The organism is Delftia sp. K82 (genome assembly GCF_002193035.1).
Lineage (GTDB): Bacteria > Pseudomonadota > Gammaproteobacteria > Burkholderiales > Burkholderiaceae_C > Comamonas > Comamonas acidovorans.
Genome location: NZ_MYFL01000001.1, coordinates 2,294,481 through 2,310,984, shown reverse-complemented (window position 1 = coordinate 2,310,984; position 16,504 = coordinate 2,294,481). Strand labels below are relative to the sequence as shown.

At 59.0% G+C, this 16,504-nt stretch carries 20 protein-coding genes and 1 riboswitch; of the genes, 15 read left to right on the top strand and 5 right to left on the bottom strand.

The window, feature by feature from the left end:
- The 10 genes from KDK82_RS10210 to KDK82_RS32720 all read left to right on the top strand — a co-directional run.
- On the top strand, nt 1–625 hold a 625-nt coding region (locus tag KDK82_RS10210; protein WP_143343477.1), incomplete at its 5' end, for an RHS repeat-associated core domain-containing protein.
- A complete protein-coding gene (locus KDK82_RS31950; RefSeq protein WP_143343445.1) occupies nt 612–1,010 on the top strand; it encodes a hypothetical protein in 399 nt (132 codons plus the stop codon). The genes KDK82_RS10210 and KDK82_RS31950, both read left to right, overlap by 14 nt.
- A gap of 140 nt (nt 1,011–1,150) precedes the next feature.
- Nucleotides 1,151–2,386, top strand: coding sequence for an RHS repeat-associated core domain-containing protein (locus KDK82_RS33375; protein ID WP_088164784.1), 1,236 nt, complete (start codon nt 1,151–1,153; stop codon nt 2,384–2,386).
- Nucleotides 2,386–2,745 (top strand): hypothetical protein, encoded by a 360-nt coding sequence (locus KDK82_RS31945; protein ID WP_193761022.1) that lies wholly within the window; start codon nt 2,386–2,388, stop codon nt 2,743–2,745. The genes KDK82_RS33375 and KDK82_RS31945 overlap by 1 nt, the downstream gene beginning before the upstream one ends.
- A 19-nt stretch (nt 2,746–2,764) precedes the next feature.
- The gene (locus KDK82_RS10200; protein WP_256974443.1) at nt 2,765–3,475 is read left to right on the top strand and encodes an RHS repeat-associated core domain-containing protein; all 711 of its coding nucleotides are present in this window, start codon (nt 2,765–2,767) and stop codon (nt 3,473–3,475) included.
- Nucleotides 3,476–4,216: 741 nt separating this feature from the next.
- Nucleotides 4,217–5,500, top strand: a complete 1,284-nt coding sequence (locus KDK82_RS32980; RefSeq protein ID WP_218827067.1) for an RHS repeat-associated core domain-containing protein — start codon at nt 4,217–4,219, stop codon at nt 5,498–5,500.
- A complete protein-coding gene (locus tag KDK82_RS10185) occupies nt 5,497–5,991 on the top strand; it encodes an ankyrin repeat domain-containing protein (protein ID WP_088164782.1) in 495 nt (164 codons plus the stop codon). The genes KDK82_RS32980 and KDK82_RS10185 overlap by 4 nt, the downstream gene beginning before the upstream one ends.
- A gap of 113 nt (nt 5,992–6,104) precedes the next feature.
- Nucleotides 6,105–6,926 carry an RHS repeat-associated core domain-containing protein gene (locus KDK82_RS10180; protein ID WP_256974442.1) on the top strand — a complete coding sequence of 274 codons (822 nt, stop codon included), beginning with the start codon at nt 6,105–6,107 and terminating at the stop codon, nt 6,924–6,926.
- Nucleotides 6,927–6,929: 3 nt separating this feature from the next.
- Complete coding sequence (locus tag KDK82_RS31940) at nt 6,930–7,238, top strand: hypothetical protein (protein ID WP_143290027.1); 309 nt, start codon at nt 6,930–6,932, stop codon at nt 7,236–7,238.
- 130 nt (nt 7,239–7,368) lie between these two features.
- Entirely contained in the window at nt 7,369–7,947 is a 579-nt protein-coding gene (locus KDK82_RS32720) for an RHS repeat-associated core domain-containing protein (protein ID WP_088164780.1), read from the top strand.
- Nucleotides 7,948–8,082: 135 nt separating this feature from the next.
- Here KDK82_RS32720 and KDK82_RS10170 read toward each other — a convergent pair whose 3' ends face one another.
- Nucleotides 8,083–8,310 carry a hypothetical protein gene (locus KDK82_RS10170; RefSeq protein WP_017406633.1) on the bottom strand — a complete coding sequence of 76 codons (228 nt, stop codon included), beginning with the start codon at nt 8,308–8,310 and terminating at the stop codon, nt 8,083–8,085.
- Nucleotides 8,311–8,790: 480 nt separating this feature from the next.
- Here KDK82_RS10170 and KDK82_RS10165 point away from each other — a divergent pair, with 480 nt between their 5' ends.
- Nucleotides 8,791–9,111 (top strand): heavy metal-binding domain-containing protein, encoded by a 321-nt coding sequence (locus KDK82_RS10165; protein WP_088164779.1) that lies wholly within the window; start codon nt 8,791–8,793, stop codon nt 9,109–9,111.
- A 57-nt stretch (nt 9,112–9,168) separates the two neighbouring features.
- On the opposite strand, the gene KDK82_RS10160 is transcribed toward KDK82_RS10165, so the two are convergent.
- Nucleotides 9,169–10,131 (bottom strand): ABC transporter substrate-binding protein, encoded by a 963-nt coding sequence (locus KDK82_RS10160; protein ID WP_256974441.1) that lies wholly within the window; start codon nt 10,129–10,131, stop codon nt 9,169–9,171.
- 5 nt (nt 10,132–10,136) lie between these two features.
- Entirely contained in the window at nt 10,137–12,041 is a 1,905-nt protein-coding gene (locus KDK82_RS10155) for a TonB-dependent receptor (RefSeq protein WP_088165483.1), read from the bottom strand.
- Nucleotides 12,042–12,110: 69 nt separating this feature from the next.
- Nucleotides 12,111–12,339: riboswitch (cobalamin riboswitch) on the bottom strand.
- Nucleotides 12,340–12,434: 95 nt separating this feature from the next.
- On the opposite strand from KDK82_RS10155, the gene KDK82_RS10150 reads away from it, so the two are divergent.
- Both KDK82_RS10150 and KDK82_RS10145 read left to right on the top strand, forming a co-directional pair.
- Entirely contained in the window at nt 12,435–12,824 is a 390-nt protein-coding gene (locus KDK82_RS10150) for a hypothetical protein (RefSeq protein WP_012205557.1), read from the top strand.
- Nucleotides 12,825–12,849: 25 nt separating this feature from the next.
- Complete coding sequence (locus KDK82_RS10145) at nt 12,850–13,041, top strand: helix-turn-helix transcriptional regulator (RefSeq protein WP_013802457.1); 192 nt, start codon at nt 12,850–12,852, stop codon at nt 13,039–13,041.
- A gap of 9 nt (nt 13,042–13,050) precedes the next feature.
- On the opposite strand, the gene KDK82_RS10140 is transcribed toward KDK82_RS10145, so the two are convergent.
- Nucleotides 13,051–13,857, bottom strand: a complete 807-nt coding sequence (locus tag KDK82_RS10140) for a sulfite exporter TauE/SafE family protein (RefSeq protein WP_088164778.1) — start codon at nt 13,855–13,857, stop codon at nt 13,051–13,053.
- A 129-nt stretch (nt 13,858–13,986) separates the two neighbouring features.
- On the opposite strand from KDK82_RS10140, the gene KDK82_RS10135 reads away from it, so the two are divergent.
- Nucleotides 13,987–14,754 (top strand): helix-turn-helix domain-containing protein, encoded by a 768-nt coding sequence (locus tag KDK82_RS10135; protein ID WP_088164777.1) that lies wholly within the window; start codon nt 13,987–13,989, stop codon nt 14,752–14,754.
- On the opposite strand, the gene KDK82_RS10130 is transcribed toward KDK82_RS10135, so the two are convergent.
- On the bottom strand, nt 14,751–15,962 hold the full coding sequence (locus tag KDK82_RS10130) for an MFS transporter (RefSeq protein ID WP_088164776.1): 1,212 nt from the start codon (nt 15,960–15,962) through the stop codon (nt 14,751–14,753). The genes KDK82_RS10135 and KDK82_RS10130 overlap by 4 nt on opposite strands.
- Before the next feature lie 76 nt (nt 15,963–16,038).
- Between KDK82_RS10130 and KDK82_RS10125 the strand changes: the two genes are divergently transcribed.
- Entirely contained in the window at nt 16,039–16,488 is a 450-nt protein-coding gene (locus KDK82_RS10125; protein ID WP_088164775.1) for a helix-turn-helix domain-containing protein, read from the top strand.
- Nucleotides 16,489–16,504: the final 16 nt, after the last annotated feature.

Genomic DNA, 16,504 nt, shown 5'->3' with positions numbered 1-16,504 from the left:
TGCGCAGGCGGTGAAGTTCGATTTGCGGTATCCGGGGCAGGTGTTTGATGAAGAGACGGGGCTGTCGTACAACCTGCACAGGTACTACGATGCGGCGACGGGTCGGTATATGCAGGCGGACCCGATCGGGTTGGAGGGTGGATGGAATCGGTTTGGGTATGTGGGTGGGAATCCGTTAAATTGGTCTGACTCGCGGGGGCTAGATAATCCAGGTATGGGCCCCTACTCAAGCGGTGTTATGGTCTATTACTATGGAGGCGGCTCTGGTCACGTCGGTGTTGGGATAAATGGAAGTGGATCTTTTGGATACTACCCCACGAGCCCATCAAAGACAAATTATGAGCTTATATTTCCGGGGGTTCCTGGTACAGTAGAGTTAGATGCATTCCATCAGAAGCAACCAGATAAATCGATTTGGATTGAAGGAAGTCAAGAAAGTGTTGATTTGTTGAAAAAATATATAAAAGAAATGAGCATCGATCCAGGAGTTTATTCGCTTCCGTTTAATAACTGCACGACCTTCGTTTCGGATGGCCTTCGGTTGTCGAATTTTAAAAATGTACCTCACTCTGTTATTCCATTGAGTTTTATAGAGTCTCTGGAGAGATTACATGGTAAAAAATAAAAAAATAATTCTAAGTATTATTTTCTGTGTGTTTGTGATTTCTTATGCAATTTACCAGTTCTTGGAAAGAAATGATGATAAATTTTTGTGGAAGAAAGCTTATCGGTTCTATGTCGTAAATCCAACAATTGATTGCATAAAAAAATCAGTTGTTGATGTTGGGGGCAATGAAGTAATTGAAGCTGGAGTGGATGGTGTTTACGTGACTATGATTGAGTTAAACAATAAATCTGAAAAAAGCTCAACATTGACTAGTATTTTGCCAAATTCAAATATAGAAATATCATTTTCCATATCTATGAATAAACTAGACAAAAATGACGAGAATCATATAAATGAGACTTTGATGAAATATAGAGGATTATTAGAAATGAATTGTCGATAGATAGGCATGACCGTCGTGACGAAAGGTCGTAATTCATGCATACAGCACCCTAAATATTCCCCACAGGCTGGAGCCTTGCCGACACCATCGAGCTCAGCGCCTCCGGCTACGCCTGGGACGCCAACGGCAACCGCACCCAGGTGCACTACAGCAATGCCCTGGCATCGGGTACCTCCACGCTGCAGCGCAACTACCAGACTGCGGCGGGCACCAATCGCCTGCAAAGCTATGCCCAGACGCTGCAGCGCCCGGGAAGCGCGGCGCAGAACAGCAACGTGACCTTCAGCTACGACGCTGCGGGCGCCCTGGTCAAGAAGGGCGACAACCACCTGCACTACGGCGCGGACGGCCGCATCGCCAAGGCCGGCGAATACGCAGACCCTGCGGACGCAAGAGCCGTCAGCTACGTCTACAACGCCCTGGGCCAGCGCGTGCTCAAGAGCGATGCGCGCGGAGCGGGCCAGCCCATCACCGTGCAGACCCTGTACGCCGAAGACGGCATAGGCAGCACCGTGCTGGGCCAGTACGCCAACCAGCGCAGCGCCAATAGCGCAGCGCCCGCAGGCCAGAGCGACAGCACGGAAATCATCTACCTGCCCACGGCCAGCGGCCCCATGCCCATTGCGGCAGAGATCAACGGGCGCTTGTACGCCATCCACACGGACCACCTGAACACTCCCAGGCGGCTGACCAGCCAGCAGGGGCAGGTGGCCTGGCAATGGCTGATCTCGGGGTTTGGGGAAGTGCGTCCTACCACGGGCGACCGTGGCTACGGCCAGACGGTCAGCGGCCCCAGCTATGCGCAGGCGGTGAAGTTCGACCTGAGGTATCCGGGGCAGGTGTTTGATGAAGAGACGGGGCTGTCGTACAACCTGCACCGGTACTACGATGCGGCGACGGGGAGATACATCCAGGCGGACCCGATTGGGCTGGAGGGTGGGTGGAATCGGTTTGGGTATGTGAGTGGAAATCCATTGAATTTCATTGACCCTAAGGGGCTTGAGGCTCAAATATGTACTTATCCTGGGTTTAATAACGACTGGCCTCATGTATTTACTTGTGTTAATGGTAATTGCGCTGGGTGGTATCCATCGGGGTATAGCGGGGCAAAACCAAAAGGGCCATGGGCAGCAATGATGAATAGCAATGGTGCGTATGTTGATGACAGCGATATTGTGGATAAAAGTTACTGTGGTAAAGTTGCTGGCTGTGATGAAAAATATATTGACCAATGTGTTCTGGATTGTAGGTCTGGTGGGAATAAGCCGAGTAAATATAATCTATTTAATGAAAATTGCATGAGCACTGCGCAGCAGTGTGTGCAGAAGTGCGTTGTTAATTCTTGTAAGGCAAAAATATGGAATTTTTTAAGATAATGAAATTACTGAATAAAAAATTCTATATGATTTTGTTGGTTTTTGTGGGGTTGATTTTCTCTGGTGCGATATTTATCTCTACGTACCCCTCTCCCAGAGATATTTTGGATAAAATCGAAGAATTTATTTCCAATCCGGAGCAATGTGCTTCAAGTAATTCAGATTTCTCAAAAGCCGCAAAATCTATTGCTTGGGATAGTGAAGCAATGATCATTGTCGAAGAGGTAAATGCAATGCCAAAAAAGATGGTTTATTCGATGCGTTATCGTAAAAGTGGCGTGAAAATAGCGGACTTGATGTATAGATTAGATGCAGGATGTGCAGGTATTACCTTGGTACCTGCGGCTCGAGTGGATTAGTCACACGCAGCATCTGAACATGCCCCTGCAGCAGGGTAGCCGGCTGATCTCGGGATTTGACGAAGTGCGGCCCACCACGGGCGCCCGTGGCTACGGCCAGACGGTCAGCGGCCCCAGCTATGCGCAGACGGTGAAGTTCGATCTGCGGTATCCGGGGCAGGTGTTTGATGAAGAGACGGGGCTGTCGTACAACCTGCACAGGTACTACGATGCGGCGACGGGGAGATACATCCAGGCGGACCCGATCGGATTGGAGGGTGGGTGGAATCGGTTTGGATATGTGAGTTCCAACCCGATTTCTTGGACTGATCCAACAGGGTTGAAGAAAATTATTCTATTTCATCCTAGTGATCCAAATTATCAGGGTGCTGTTAATGCTTTAGATGATCCGAGCATGTGCACTGTCTATTCGCATGGTAGTCGTGCCTCTGTAAATGGTAGAGGAGTTAAGGAATTGAATAATATTCTGGATGAAAATGGCTGTGGAGTGCTTCCTGTGAAGATCGATGCCTGCTATACAGGCAGCGGTATAAATTCAATTGGTGAGCAGCTGAGTTCTTTAAGAAGAGTCCCAGTTACTGCGCCTGATACTAATACGTGGAAAAATTGGTTTGATAAACCAATGGAGAACCCGTATCCTCCAATTTCTAAAGATCCAGCATCGATTTTCCACCAAGTTCCTAATATATTAAGTCCAGGCGGCTGGGTAACTTTCAGGCCTGTAAAATGAAAGTAATAACTGTTTTTTTCTTTATCTTGATGATTTCTTCGTGCAAAAAAATGGAATCATCAAATGAATTTACCTTGAAGTCTGGAGTAAATTTGCTATCGGTTAGTGCATGCTTGAATGGTGCGCCTGAATCGAACTATGTGAGAATATCGCAAGAATCTAATGTTCAGATTGTGAACATAAATTGGTACTTCTCCTGCAACGAGGGTTTGGATTCGCCATATCTTAGTGTGTCTAGGAATAATATGCAAACCTTGACTCTGAAAAATGAAAAATATGGTGGTTCATGCGAATGTCAAAAAAATGCAACAGTCGAGATTAGAAATAGAATTGCAAGCGGAACATCTCTATACGTTGTGGTTAACGAGGAGGTTGTTGCTCAGCAGTTAATTAAAAAGCAGTAATTTATTTGCTACCTACATATGGACTTTGAGAACTCCTATAGCGCTGATTGTTTAAAAAGCCAAATTAATTAGTGAATTGTGATCTTGCATGACGCTGCGGGGCGCCTGCAGGCCTCACACTACCCACGGGCTGGAGCCTTGCCGATACCATCGAGCTCAGCGCCTCCGGCTATGCCTGGGACGCCAACGGCAACCGCACCCAGGTGCACTACAGCAATGTCCTGGCATCCGGCACGTCCACGCTGCAGCGCAACTACCAGACGGCTGCGGGCCCAATCGCCTGCAAAGCTACGCCCAGACGCTGCAGCGCCCGGGCAGCGCGGCGCAGAACAGCAACGTGACCTTCAGCTACGACGCTGCGGGCGCCCTGGTCAAGAAGGGAGACAATCACCTGCACTACGGCGCGGACGGCCGCATCGCCAAGGCCGGCGAATACGCGGACGCTGCCGACGCAAGAGCCGTCAGCTACGTCTACAACGCCCTGGGCCAGCGCGTGTTCAAAAGCGATGCGCGCGGCGCAGGTCAACCGACCACGCTGCAGACCCTGTACGCCGAAGACGGCATAGGCAGCACCGTGCTGGGCCAGTACGCCAACCAACGCAGCGCCAACAGCGCAGCGCCCGCAGGCCAGAGCGACAGCACGGAAATCATCTACCTGCCCACGGCCAGCGGCCCCATGCCCATTGCGGCAGAAATCAACGGCCGGCTGTACGCCATCCACACGGACCATCTGAACGCCCCCAGGCGGCTGACCAACCAGCAGGGACAGGTGGCCTGGCAATGGCTGATCTCGGGGTTTGGGGAAGTGCGTCCCACCACGGGCGACCGTGGCTACGGCCAGACGGTCAGCGGCCCCAGCTATGCGCAGGCGGTGAAGTTCGATCTGCGGCATCCGGGGCAGGTGTTTGATGAAGAGACGGGGCTGTCGTACAACCTGCATAGGTACTACGATGCGGCGACGGGAAGATACATCCAGGCGGACCCGATGGGGCTGGAGGGTGGGTGGAATCGGTTTGGGTATGTGGGGGGTGATCCGCTCAATGCGATTGATCCGGATGGATTGAATGTTGTTGTTGCGTTGAACAGGATCGCAGAGGTGGGACGGGGGCTTTACTACCGGTACGGTCCGGCGATCACGGAGTTCATTGCCGGGGCGTCGGGGGTCAACGGGGCGGTGGCATCGCCTGCGGCGATCAGTCCGCTGGTGGCGCAGATCCCGACGGGTGTTTCTAGGATGCTACCGATTGCGCGGGGGATCTCTGAGGGGGTGGAGTCGGGAGCTTTTGCTTGCGTATCAAATTCACCACAGCTATATAGAGGTGGTAATGGCCTAACAGCCAGATTAGGTGTTGATGTAAAGGCTGCATCTGATGGGTTAATTCATCCATTCGGAAAAAATGGGAAAGCTCAAGGGTTATCTTTGAATATTAATCCGCATGATCAATTTATTCAGCGATACGGAGGTGCTTTCCCTGTGAATTCTATTCCTGGAGGGCTGCAGACGCTGCAATCAGGTAAACCTGGTCATTATGTGATATCTCCTGTAGATCCTATGAGGTTTGATGATTATCAAAGGTTGCTTAATAAAGTTGAACTTGGTATTTTTAATTCTCTGCCATGAATGATAAAACTGCTGTAGATAGTTTGATAGATAGCTTATCTATTGATGTAAATAATTTGGAATTGATGATTAATTCTAAAAAATTTGATCTTGATAAAGTAGGCCTGAAAGGGCGAACTGCACTCATGACTGCCGCTTCTGAAGGCAATATTGCTGCTATGAAGATACTTTTGGAAAATGGCGCCTCTGTCAACGCGATAGGCGGTTATGGAATGTCTGCATTGCATGAGGCGGCATCAAATGGAGAGTTGCGGGCGGTTGATTATCTTGTAGACCAAGGAGCCGAGATTGATGCCGTTAATGATCAAGGAGTAACGCCTCTTATGTGTGCCGCAGCATGGGGCCATCTTGGAGTGGTTGTTAATCTACTGAGTTATGGAGCTGATGTCGATAAAGTTGATATTACTGGGGGGAGTGCTGTTGATGCCGCAAAAGAAAAGGGTGAGGACGAGGTGTGGGAGTATTTAGAGCAATATTTAAAATCAAGATAATATTTGACAACTGATTTGCATTTCACGAATTTTTAGGAGATCAACGGCCGGCTGTACGCCATCCACACGGACCATCTGAACACCCCAGGCGCCTGACCAACCAGCAGGGGCAGGTGGCCTGGCAATGGCTGATCTCGGGGTTTGGGGAAGTGCGTCCCACCACGGGCGACCGTGGCTACGGCCAGACGGTCAGCGGGCCCAGCTATGCGCAGGCGGTGAAGTTCGACCTGCGATATCCGGGGCAAGTGTTTGATGAAGAGACGGGGCTGTCGTACAACCTGCACAGGTACTACGATGCGGCGACGGGGCGGTATATGCAGGCGGACCCGATCGGGTTGGAAGATGGGTGGAATCGGTTTGGGTATGTGGGGGGTGATCCGCTCAATGCTATTGATCCGGATGGATTGAATGCCGTTGTTGCGTTGAACAGGATCGCAGAGGTGGGACGGGGGCTTTACTACCGGTACGGTCCGGCAATCACGGAGTTCATTGCCGGGGCGTCGGGGGTCAACGGGACGTTGGCATCGCCTGCGGTGATCAACCCGCTGGTGGCGCAGATTCCGACTGGTGTGTCGAGGATGCTGCCGATTGCGCGGGGGATCTCTGAGGGGATGGAGTCGGGGGCGTTTTGTGCTGGTCGAGGAGGCGCTGATTATATATACGGCTATCGCGCGGTTTCCAATGCCGAAGCTGGTGATATTGCTTTATACGGATTCCGCCCTCATCCTGGTGGCCGCTCTATGGAAGATAAATGGTTTTCTGAGTCATTGGCTGGTGCAAATAAGCTCCGAGATATTTTTGATTTGAATCAAGTTATTAAAGCCAAAATACCTCTTAATGTATACGAGAGAAGTTATAAGCATCTGAATATAGATAATACTGGGCCTGGGTTTTGTGTACAATGTGGCGATCTTCCATTTATTTCAATGCCTTAAGTTATGAAAATAGTATTCTCTATTGATTTTCTCTGGGTGCCATCAGATTTTGGTGGTTCTTCATTTGGCCCATGTGACGGCATTCGTATGACTGTGCGTTGGCAAAAATATATTAGCGCTTACTTGGAGTGTTCTAATGATGCAGAGATTGAGTTAATATCTTATAATGAAGAGACTTTCAGGGGTAAAGCCCGCTGCAAAATGTACTCCGAGATTGATGCTGAATGGTTGTCGAGGGGGCAGTTAATAGAGTTAATTAGTGGTTACAGGGTTTTTGCTATCGGTAAAATTGCTGAAAATACAGATTGTTGAAATATTTTATTGAAGTGCATTTAAAATGTAGGCGAACCAATTTTGGCTAGATCCATTGTCATGAGAAGGGCAACTCGGTAGCTCAGACTGGCAAATCAAGAGCACCTATCTGCCCACGGCCAGCGGCCCCATGCCCATTGCGGCAGAGATCAACGGCCGCCTGTACGCCATCCACACGGACCACCTGAACACCCCCAGGCGCCTGACCAACCAGCAGGGGCAGGTGGCCTGGCAATGGCTGATCTCGGGGTTTGGCGAAGTGCGTCCCACCACGGGCGACCGTGGCTACGGCCAGACGGTCAGCGGTCCCAGCTATGCACAGGCGGTGAAGTTTGATCTGCGGTATCCGGGTCAGGTGTTTGATGAAGAGACGGGGCTGTCGTACAACCTGCACCGGTACTACGATGCGGCGACGGGGAGATACATCCAGGCGGACCCGATCGGGTTGGAGGGTGGGTGGAATCGGTTTGGGTATGTGGCAAACAACCCGCTCAACGATGTGGACCCGCAAGGCCTGCACCCATTGCTTACAAGAATGCAAGGCCGGTACTACCGCTACGGCTGGCAGGGAGCAGTCAATCCAGGCACTCCTTCAAAGCTACAACTTTGGCAAGCACCTGAAAACAAGCAGGTGCAAGATACCATTCCGGTCGATATGCGAGGCAAGAGAAAAAATCAGATCCGCTTAGCTTTCATTTGCATCATCTAACCTGCAATCTGTAAAACTAACGGCTACAAAATTTCAGAGCCCGCCTAGGGCGGCGATGCCTTGCCGAGCAGGTTAGTCGGCGAGGCATCTATGGATCGAAATGGTTGGGAAGTATCGCTGCAGGGGGGGAACTGCTCAGCGAGCAAGCAATTCCTTCATCACCCCTCGCTGCCTAACCGCTCCCGTAAGCAATTCCATAGTCTCAATCTGCGCATTGATGAACGCGAGCAGCTGATCGGTTTCAACAACTTCCAGGGCATTTCCAGGATAGGCGCCAATCAATAAGCTGGAGATCAGTCCCAATTGATCATGCACACGATTTAGCTTGTTGAACTCGTCTTCTGAAATCTGAAAGTACAACATGGCGCATCCTCAACGAACTGGTCTGGCGCAGAGCGCGGAGAGCGGGCAAGAAGTGGCATGCCGGTCCGAGACCTGCGGCGCTATGTAAATTGGAACGAGAAAGGGCGTTGACACGCCCACAAAGAAAGCAGCCATAGAGGCCTCCTAGCGTTTCGTTCAACTTCACCTCCTGTTCAGAGAGGTGGCCGGGTACTTGAACACGGTGCTAGCTCCGCCCGCAGCTTTCCCTCGAAAGGTCTTTTATGACTGCGCGCTACCCGGCCATAAAACAGGCGCGCGCAGGCGCACGAATCCTATGGACGAGAAAACGCCACTGCTTTCGAGAGTGGCGGACCGGCTAACAAAAGGTGTGTTCAGCACCTGAAGGCGATGATACCCCACGCCTATGGCAGACTGCCCCGTTCAGTCCTGCCTTGCGTCTGCCCCTTGCCGGCTTGGCGCTCAAGGTGCATCTCCGTCACTCACCACCGAGGATTTCTCATGATCATCACCACCACCCCCCAGATCGAAGGCCGCCGCATCACCCGCTACTGCGGCGTGGTCGCGGGCGAGGCAATTTTGGGCGCCAATGTGTTCAAGGATTTGTTCGCCGGGCTGCGCGACATCGTGGGCGGGCGGTCGGCCACCTATGAGCGCGAGCTGCAGCGGGCGCGCGAGATTGCGCTCAAGGAGCTGGAGGAACGTGCCCAGGAATTGGGCGCGAATGCCGTGGTGGGGGTGGACCTGGATTACGAAGTGCTGGGCCAGGGCAACGGCATGTTGATGGTGTCTGCCAGCGGCACGGCCGTGTTGCTGGAGTAGGCAAGTCATCGGGCAAGCAGGCCAAGCGGGTCAAGCGGGCCAATCAGGCCAGCGAAGTCAACGCGGCGCTGCGCCCGGCATCTGCAGGCAGCGGGCCAGCGCCCGCGCTGCCTCGCCCAGGCGCGGGCCGGGGCGGGAGACCACGTCCGTCTCGACCAGGTCCAGCGCGCAGATGCGGCCCGAGCGCACGGCGGGCATGCGGCTCCAGCCGGGGCGGGTGGCAAAGCTGGCCGATGGCGTCTGCGGCGTGTGGATGATGAGTTCGGGCTGCTGGCGCAGCACGTATTCGGGCGTGATGCGGGGGAAGGGCCCCAGATTCTGCGGCAGCACATTGCGCGCGCCCAGGCGCTGCAGCAACTGGCCTATGAAGGAGTCCGGTCCCGCCGCATAAGGCGTGGCGTCCACCTCGAAATACACCTTCTGCCCGGTGGGTGCGTGCGCAGCCAGCGCCTTGGCCTGCTGGTCCACCTCGGCCTGCATGCGCGCCAGCAGGGCATTGGCGCGCTGCACCTGCAGCAGCTGGTCGAGCTTGTGCAGCACCTGCTCCAGCTGCGCCATGTCGTTGGCGTCCAGTGCCAGCACGGGAATGCCGAAGCGCTCCAGCTGTGCGATGACGGGTGCGGAGTACGCCATCAGCACCACGTCGGGCCTGAGCCGCACGGTGGCCTCGACCAGCGGGGCAAAAGTGTGGCCCAGCTTGGGCAGAGCGGCCACGCGCGCCGGGTGGTTGGAGAACTCGTCCACGCCCACGATGCGCTCGCAGGCGTCCAGCGCGCACAGCGATTCGGTCAGCGAGGGCAGCAGCGAGACGATGCGCTGCGGCACGCGCTCCAGGCGCACCTGCCGCCCGCGCATGTCGGTGACGGCGTAGGCGGTGGTTGCCCCGCCCGTTCCCGCATCCGCCGCCTTTTGCGCAAAGGCGTTGCCCGCGCCGCCTGCGCAGGCCAGGGCGGCGGTCAGCAGCAGGATGCGGGGCAGGCGCGAAAGCAGGCGCAGAAGCAGGTGCAGAAGCAGATGCATGGGGGTCAGGGCAGAGGTGTCCAGCGCACGCTGACGAACACGGTGCGGCCTGCGTTGGCATAGCCGCGCGTGGGGGCGTAGTCGCGGTCGGCGATGTTGTTGACACGGGCCAGCAGCGTCCATTGCCTGGTCAGCTGGCGCTGGGCGTAGAGGTTGACCACGCCGTAGCCGCCCAGCTTGAAGGTATTCGCCTCGTCTGCGTAGCGGCCGCTGTACAGCTGCGCTTCGCCGCCCAGCGTCCAGCCGGCTGCCTGGGTGTCGGCATTGAGCTTGAGCATTCGCTTGGAGCGGTAGGGCAGCAGCTTGCCGGTCTCCAGGTTCTCGGGGTTCATGAAGTCCAGCGAGGCGCCCAGGTTGGCGCTGCCCAGGCGCGTGCTGCCCGCCAGCGTCAGGCCGGTGATCTCCACGCTCTGCCAGTTGCGGTAGCAGTTGCAGGGAAGGGCGCTGTTCCAGTCGTAGGTGATGAGGTTCTTGAACTTGTTGCGGTAGACCACGGCCGAGAGGCGGTTGGCACCGGCCGCATAGTGCAGGCCCGTTTCCACGTTGGTGCTGCTTTCGGGCTTGAGGTCGGCCGCCGCCTGGCCCGTGAAGCGTTCGTACAGCGTGGGCGTGCGGAAGGCCGTGCCGGCCGATGCCACCCAGCGCCAGCGCTCGTCGATCTGCAGGCCGTAGCCCAGGCCGCCCGTGGTCTTGTTCTGCTGGTCGCGCACCTGGTCGTGGCGCAGGTTGGCGTCGAACTGGTGGCGGCCCTCGGTCAGGCGCCAGCCGGCCGACAGGGAGTTCTGCACGCGCCGGCTGTCGGTGTTCTGCGTCCAGGCGTATTGCGTGTCCAGCTTGTCCTCGCGGCGCTCCAGGTCGATGTTGAAACGGTGCTGGCCCAGCGTGAACAGGTTCTGCAGCAGGTAGTTGGTGGAGCGGCCCTTGGCGCTTTCCGGCGACTGGGTGTGGCGGTCGCTTTGGCTGTCGGTATGGGAGACCTGGACCACGCTTTTGTACATGGCGTTCCAGCCGGCCTGCCAGCGCAGGCTGCCGGTGGTGTTCTTGACCACGTCGTAGTCGTCGAACGGCGGCGGGCTCTGGTCGTAGTGGGTGCGCAGGCGGCTGTGCAGCAGGCTGGCATCGATCTGGTGGATGCCCGTTTTGTAGCCCGCGTTCAGGCCCAGCGAGGTGTTGCTGTAGCCATCCTTGTCCGGATTGGGCGAGAAGGTGTTGCCGGGGTAGACGTCGAAGCCGTCGCTGCGCTCGTCAGCCAGGTTCAGCCCATAGGTGAAGCCGTTGGCCCCGCCTTGAAATCCCGTGGCGAGCTTGCTGGTGCCCTGGTTGCCTATGCCGGCCTCGGCATAGGCGCGGGTCTGGCCGTCCGCCCGCTTTGTGAAGATCTGGATCACGCCGCCCATGGCGTCTGAGCCATAGATGGCGGCGGCCGGGCCGCGCAGTATCTCGATGCGCTCGATCTGCGCCAGTGGCAGGGTGGACCAGACCGCGCCGCCCTGCAGCTCCTGCGAGCTGTAGCGCACGCCGTCGATGAATACGGCAGTGTGCTGATTGCTGGTGCCGCGCAGGTAGACCGAGGTGACCTGGCCCGGCCCGCCGTTGCGGTTGATCTGCACGCCCGGCACCTGCACCAGCAGGTCGGCCACGCCCGTGGCGCCGCTGCGGGCAATGGTCTCGGCGTCGATCACGGTCATGTCGGCCGTGACGGTGCGCAGGGGCTGCTCGCTGCGCGAGGCGGTGACGACCACGGTATCGAGCTGGGAGGTCTGTGCCCGCTGCGCCTGTTGTGCCTGTGCTTGGGCCTGGCAGGCCAGCAGCGAGGCCGCAGCCAGGGCGGACAACGTGCGCAGTACGGGGAACGCCGAGGGCGAGCGAACAGCGGCGCCAGGGGCGCGCGCGAGGGCGAGGGTGTGCATGGATGCGGACCAGTTGCGCGCCAGCGACCCCGCCGGCACGGAAACCACAAAGACCGGCTGCGCTGCATGCGCGGCCGGCCGCCTGTTGGCCGGTATCCAGACTGGTGACGCACTCGCCAAGGCCTTCCCGGGCTGTACGCCCAGTGGCACGGGTTTGGCGGGGGCCGGTGCCATGCACGCGGCGTTTCACTCACTGTTGCGGGGGCAGTACATGCGGGCGGCTTTATCTGGCCGCCCCATGTTTCCCGTTTAACCGCAGCCCCTGCAGGCTGCTGGCACCAACGGCGGCGATTGTACGGCGGGGCGTTCAGTGCCGATGTAAAGCTTGCTTGACATGCTCGCGGGTGGCATCGCACAATGTCAAGCATCCTTTACACATTGCGAGAGACTTCCATGAATCAAACAACGGTCACCAACCGCCGCTACCAGAAGGAGCTGGGATTTGCGCTGCTGCTCTACATGGCGCTGCTTGTGGGGGCGCTTTTGCTCAGCGCTGACATGCAGGCTGGGGCCCTGCGCACGGCGCTGCTGCTCAGCCCCATGCTGGCGTTTGCGCTGGCCGTGCGGGCCATCGTGCGGCTGGTGCGCGATACCGACGAGTTCCTGCGCAAGTCCATGCTGGAGCAGCTGGCGATTGCGGCGGCGGGTACGGCCGGCATCACCTTCACCTACGGATTCCTGGAAATGGCAGGTTTTCCCAAGCTCAGCATGTTCATGGTGTGGCCCTTGATGGGTGCGCTCTGGGTGGCTGCCTCGGTGGCCCACTGGCTGCGCAGCCGATGAGCTGTTCCGCCAAAGTGCCCCTGCGATGAAAAACACCATCCGTGAATTGCGCGCCGAGCGCGGCTGGAGCCAAGCCGCGCTGGCGGACCTGCTGGGCGTGTCGCGCCAGACCGTCAATGCCATAGAGACGGGCCGCTACGACCCCAGCCTGCCGCTGGCATTCGCCATTGCCCGGGTGTTCGAGACCCGGATCGAGGCGATCTTCCAGGAGGGTTGAGCGCAGCGCTCAGACCACGATCATGACCAGCAGCACCAGGCCCAGCAGGGCCAGGTAGGCCTTGGCATGCAGGGCATCGGGAATGCGGCCGATCAGCGGTGCCGCCAGCCTGATGCCCGTCCACGATCCGGCCGTCAGCAGTGCAAAGGCCTGCAGGTCCACATAGCCCACATGCCAGGGGCCCAGCCCCGTGCCCTGCGATGCCAGCATGTAGGCAGCGGTGCCCGCCACGGCCATGGGCAGGGACAGGGGGCTGGCCATGGCCGTGGCGGCCGCCATGCTGGCGCCGCGTCGGCGCATCAGCGGCACGGTCATCACGCTGCCGCCCACGCCCAGGAAGGCAGCGATCGCACCAATGGCCAGGCCGGCCGTGGCGGCGGCCTGCCGGCCCATGGGCTGCAAGCTGGTGGCGGTGCCGTGCACGAAGCCCGGGCGCAGCAGCGCGTCGGCGATGGTCAGGGCCAGGTAGGCGATGAAGGCCCAGCGCACCCATTCCCCGCTGATCCAGGTGGCGGCCGCCGCGCCCGCCACGGCGCCGGCCGCGATGAAGCCAGCCAGTGGCCGTACCTGATCCCAGGGCAGGGCGCCCGCGCGGTGCTGGCGCAGCGTGGCCATGGAGGCGCCGAAAATCATCACGCAGGTGGAGGTGGCCACGGCAATGTGCATGGCAGCCTGGCCAACGGCGGAGTCCGCGCCGTGGATGGAAGTCAGCAGCGCATAAAGCAGCGGAACGGCCACGAAGCCGCCGCCAAAGCCGAAGAGCACGGTGGTCACGCCGGCAAGCACACCGAAAGCCAGCAGCAGGAGAGGGAACACAGACAGTCCTTTGGAAAAAAACGAGCAAGAACTGAACCTTAGGATGCCGCGGTTTGGCCTGCTTTCGCGGATAGGTCAATAATCCTCGAATTCCTGCCAAAGTCTGTTGGCTGTTTTCCGGACATTCCCATGCTCAACATCCCGCTGCATTCCGTGGACGCCGTGGCGCGCGAAGTGCTGGCCATCGGCACCGACTACACGCCTGGCACGCTGCTGCCCACGCACAGCCACCGGCGTGCCCAGTTTCTCTACGGGATGAGCGGGCTGATGGAAGTGGAAACCGACGACGGCGCCTGGACCATCCCGCCCTACAGCGGCGTGTGGATTCCAGCCAGCAAGCCGCACAGCGTGCGCATGCAGGGCGTGAGCACGCGCAGCCTGTACATCGAACCGGCTGCTGCGCCCCGCCCGGGTGTGCACTGCGAGGCCCTGGTCGTCACGCCGCTGCTGCACCAGCTGCTGCTGTCCTGCGCCGACCTGCCGGCGCTGTACGACGAAGCGGGCCGCGACGGCGCCCTGGTCACGCTGGTGCTGCACGAGCTGGCCTCCGCCCGCAGCCTGCCGCTGTTCGCGCCCATTCCCCGCGACGAAAAGCTGGCCGCCCTGTGCAAGCAGTTCCTGGCCCAGCCCAGCATCCGCGCCACGCCGCAGGACTGGGCGCAAGCGCTGAACAAGAGCCTGCGCACCTTCAGCCGGTTTTTCCAGCAGCACACAGGCATGGCCTTTGGCGCCTGGCGCCAGCAGGCCTGCCTGCTGGCGGCGGTGTCGAGGCTGTCTGCGGGCGCATCGGTCACGCAGGTGGCGCTGGACCTGGGCTATGACAGCCCCAGCGCGTTTTCCACCATGTTCCGCAAGGCATTGGGGCGGGTGCCTTCGGAGTTGGTGAGCCGGGTCTAGGCGGGAACGCTGGCCTGGGCAGCCGCTTCCCGTGTCATGGCCCAGAACACCAGCGCCGCCAGGCTGAACGCCGCCCCCGCCACGCAGACGCCGTGCCAGCCAAACCGCGCGTAGGCGTTGGTGGCAATCAGCGCCCCCAGCCCGCTGCCCACGGCATAGAACAGCATGTACAGGCCCACCAGCCGGCTGTGCGCCTGCGGGTTGCTGCGAAAGATCAGGCTCTGGTTGGTCACATGCAGGGCCTGGCCGCCCAGGTCCAGCAGCACGATGCCGGCGACCAGCGCCCACAGCGACTGCTCCAGCAGCGCAATCGGCACCCAGGCCAGCAGCAGGATCACCAGCGCGCCCAGGCTGGTGCGCTGCGCGAAACCCTGGTCGGCCCAGTGCCCGGCACGGGCTGCTGCCAGTGCGCCCACCACGCCGGCCAGGCCAAAGGCGCCGATGGCCGTGAGCGACAGGCTGTAGGGCGGTGCGCTCAGCGGCAGGACCAGGGCGCTCCAGAAGATGTTGAAGGTGGCAAACATCAGCAGGGCCAGCATGCCGCGTGTGCGCAGCATGCGGTCCTGGCGCAGCAGCTGGAGCATGGAGGCGAGCAGCTGCGTGTAGCTGGGTGCATGCAAGGGCACCGCCAGCCGGGGCAGTTGCCGCCACAGGGGCCAGGCCAGGGCCAGCATCAACAGGGCCGAGCAGGCATAGACGCCACGCCAGCCAGCCAGGTCACCCACGGCTCCGGCAAACACGCGCGCCAAAAGCAGGCCGATGAAAACCCCGCCCTGGGCCGCGCCCACCACGCGCCCGCGCTCATGCGCCTGGCTGGCGCTGGCCGCATAGGCGATCAGCCCCTGCGTCATGGCCGTGCCCAGCAGGCCCACGGCCAGCATGCCCGCCAGCAGCAGAACGGCCGAACGCGCGGTGCTGACGGCCGCCAGGGCCAGCACCAGGCCCAGCAACTGCAAAAGCATGAGCCGCCGCCGCTCCAGCCGGTCGCCCAGTGGCACCAGCAGCACCAGCGCCAGCGCGCAGCCGGCCTGCGTGGCGGTGACCACGCCGCCCACGGCCGCATGGCTGATGCCGAAGTCGGCCGCCAGCGCCTCCAGCAGCGGCTGGGCGTAGTAGACATTGGCCACGCTCAGACCGCTGGCAGCGGCGAACAACAGCACCAGGCTGCGCGGCATGCGGACCGTGTCCGAGGCTGGGAAGGCGTTCATGGGTTGAATCCGGTTGCAAAACAAAACTGGTTGGATGCTAGTTGAACCAGTTTTGAAATGCAACCACAATGACGTCATGAAAGAAGACACCCGTCCTGACACACCGCAGCCCTGTCCGGTGGCCCGCTCCCTGGATGTGATCGGCGACCGCTGGTCGCTGCTCATCGTGCGCGATGCCTTCGACGGCATCAGCCGCTTTGGCGATTTCCAGCGCAGCCTGGGCGCGGCCCGCAATATCCTGGCCGACCGGCTGCGCCGGCTGGTGGAGGCCGGCATCCTCGAAACCCGACCGGCCGCCGAAGGCTCGGCCTACCTGGAATACGTGCTCACGGCCCAGGGCCTTGAGCTGTTCCCGGTGATCGTGGCCTTGCGGCAGTGGGGCGAAGGCCATCTGTTCGCGCCGGGTGAGGCGCATTCGCTGCTGCTGGATCGCCAGACCGGCCTGCCTGTCGCGCCCATGCTGCCGCGCGGTGGTGATGGCCGGGCCTTGCTGCCGGGCCAGACCGTGGTTCAGAAAATCGATTGATGGATATCCAAAGCTT

Excerpts from the sequence above, each read along its gene's own strand:
- KDK82_RS10165 (WP_088164779.1), top strand. The coding sequence starts at position 8,791 with ATGATCATCACCACCACCCCCCAGATCGAAGGCCGCCGCATCACCCGC.
- KDK82_RS10130 (WP_088164776.1), bottom strand. The coding sequence starts at position 15,962 with ATGAACGCCTTCCCAGCCTCGGACACGGTCCGCATGCCGCGCAGCCTG.
- KDK82_RS31950 (WP_143343445.1), top strand. The coding sequence starts at position 612 with ATGGTAAAAAATAAAAAAATAATTCTAAGTATTATTTTCTGTGTGTTT.
- KDK82_RS10150 (WP_012205557.1), top strand. The coding sequence starts at position 12,435 with ATGAATCAAACAACGGTCACCAACCGCCGCTACCAGAAGGAGCTGGGA.
- KDK82_RS10160 (WP_256974441.1), bottom strand. The coding sequence starts at position 10,131 with ATGCATCTGCTTCTGCACCTGCTTCTGCGCCTGCTTTCGCGCCTGCCC.
- KDK82_RS10135 (WP_088164777.1), top strand. The coding sequence starts at position 13,987 with ATGCTCAACATCCCGCTGCATTCCGTGGACGCCGTGGCGCGCGAAGTG.
- KDK82_RS32720 (WP_088164780.1), top strand. The coding sequence starts at position 7,369 with ATGCCCATTGCGGCAGAGATCAACGGCCGCCTGTACGCCATCCACACG.
- KDK82_RS10185 (WP_088164782.1), top strand. The coding sequence starts at position 5,497 with ATGAATGATAAAACTGCTGTAGATAGTTTGATAGATAGCTTATCTATT.
- KDK82_RS10125 (WP_088164775.1), top strand. The coding sequence starts at position 16,039 with ATGAAAGAAGACACCCGTCCTGACACACCGCAGCCCTGTCCGGTGGCC.
- KDK82_RS31940 (WP_143290027.1), top strand. The coding sequence starts at position 6,930 with ATGAAAATAGTATTCTCTATTGATTTTCTCTGGGTGCCATCAGATTTT.
- KDK82_RS10170 (WP_017406633.1), bottom strand. The coding sequence starts at position 8,310 with ATGTTGTACTTTCAGATTTCAGAAGACGAGTTCAACAAGCTAAATCGT.
- KDK82_RS10145 (WP_013802457.1), top strand. The coding sequence starts at position 12,850 with ATGAAAAACACCATCCGTGAATTGCGCGCCGAGCGCGGCTGGAGCCAA.
- KDK82_RS31945 (WP_193761022.1), top strand. The coding sequence starts at position 2,386 with ATGAAATTACTGAATAAAAAATTCTATATGATTTTGTTGGTTTTTGTG.
- KDK82_RS10155 (WP_088165483.1), bottom strand. The coding sequence starts at position 12,041 with ATGCACACCCTCGCCCTCGCGCGCGCCCCTGGCGCCGCTGTTCGCTCG.
- KDK82_RS10200 (WP_256974443.1), top strand. The coding sequence starts at position 2,765 with ATGCCCCTGCAGCAGGGTAGCCGGCTGATCTCGGGATTTGACGAAGTG.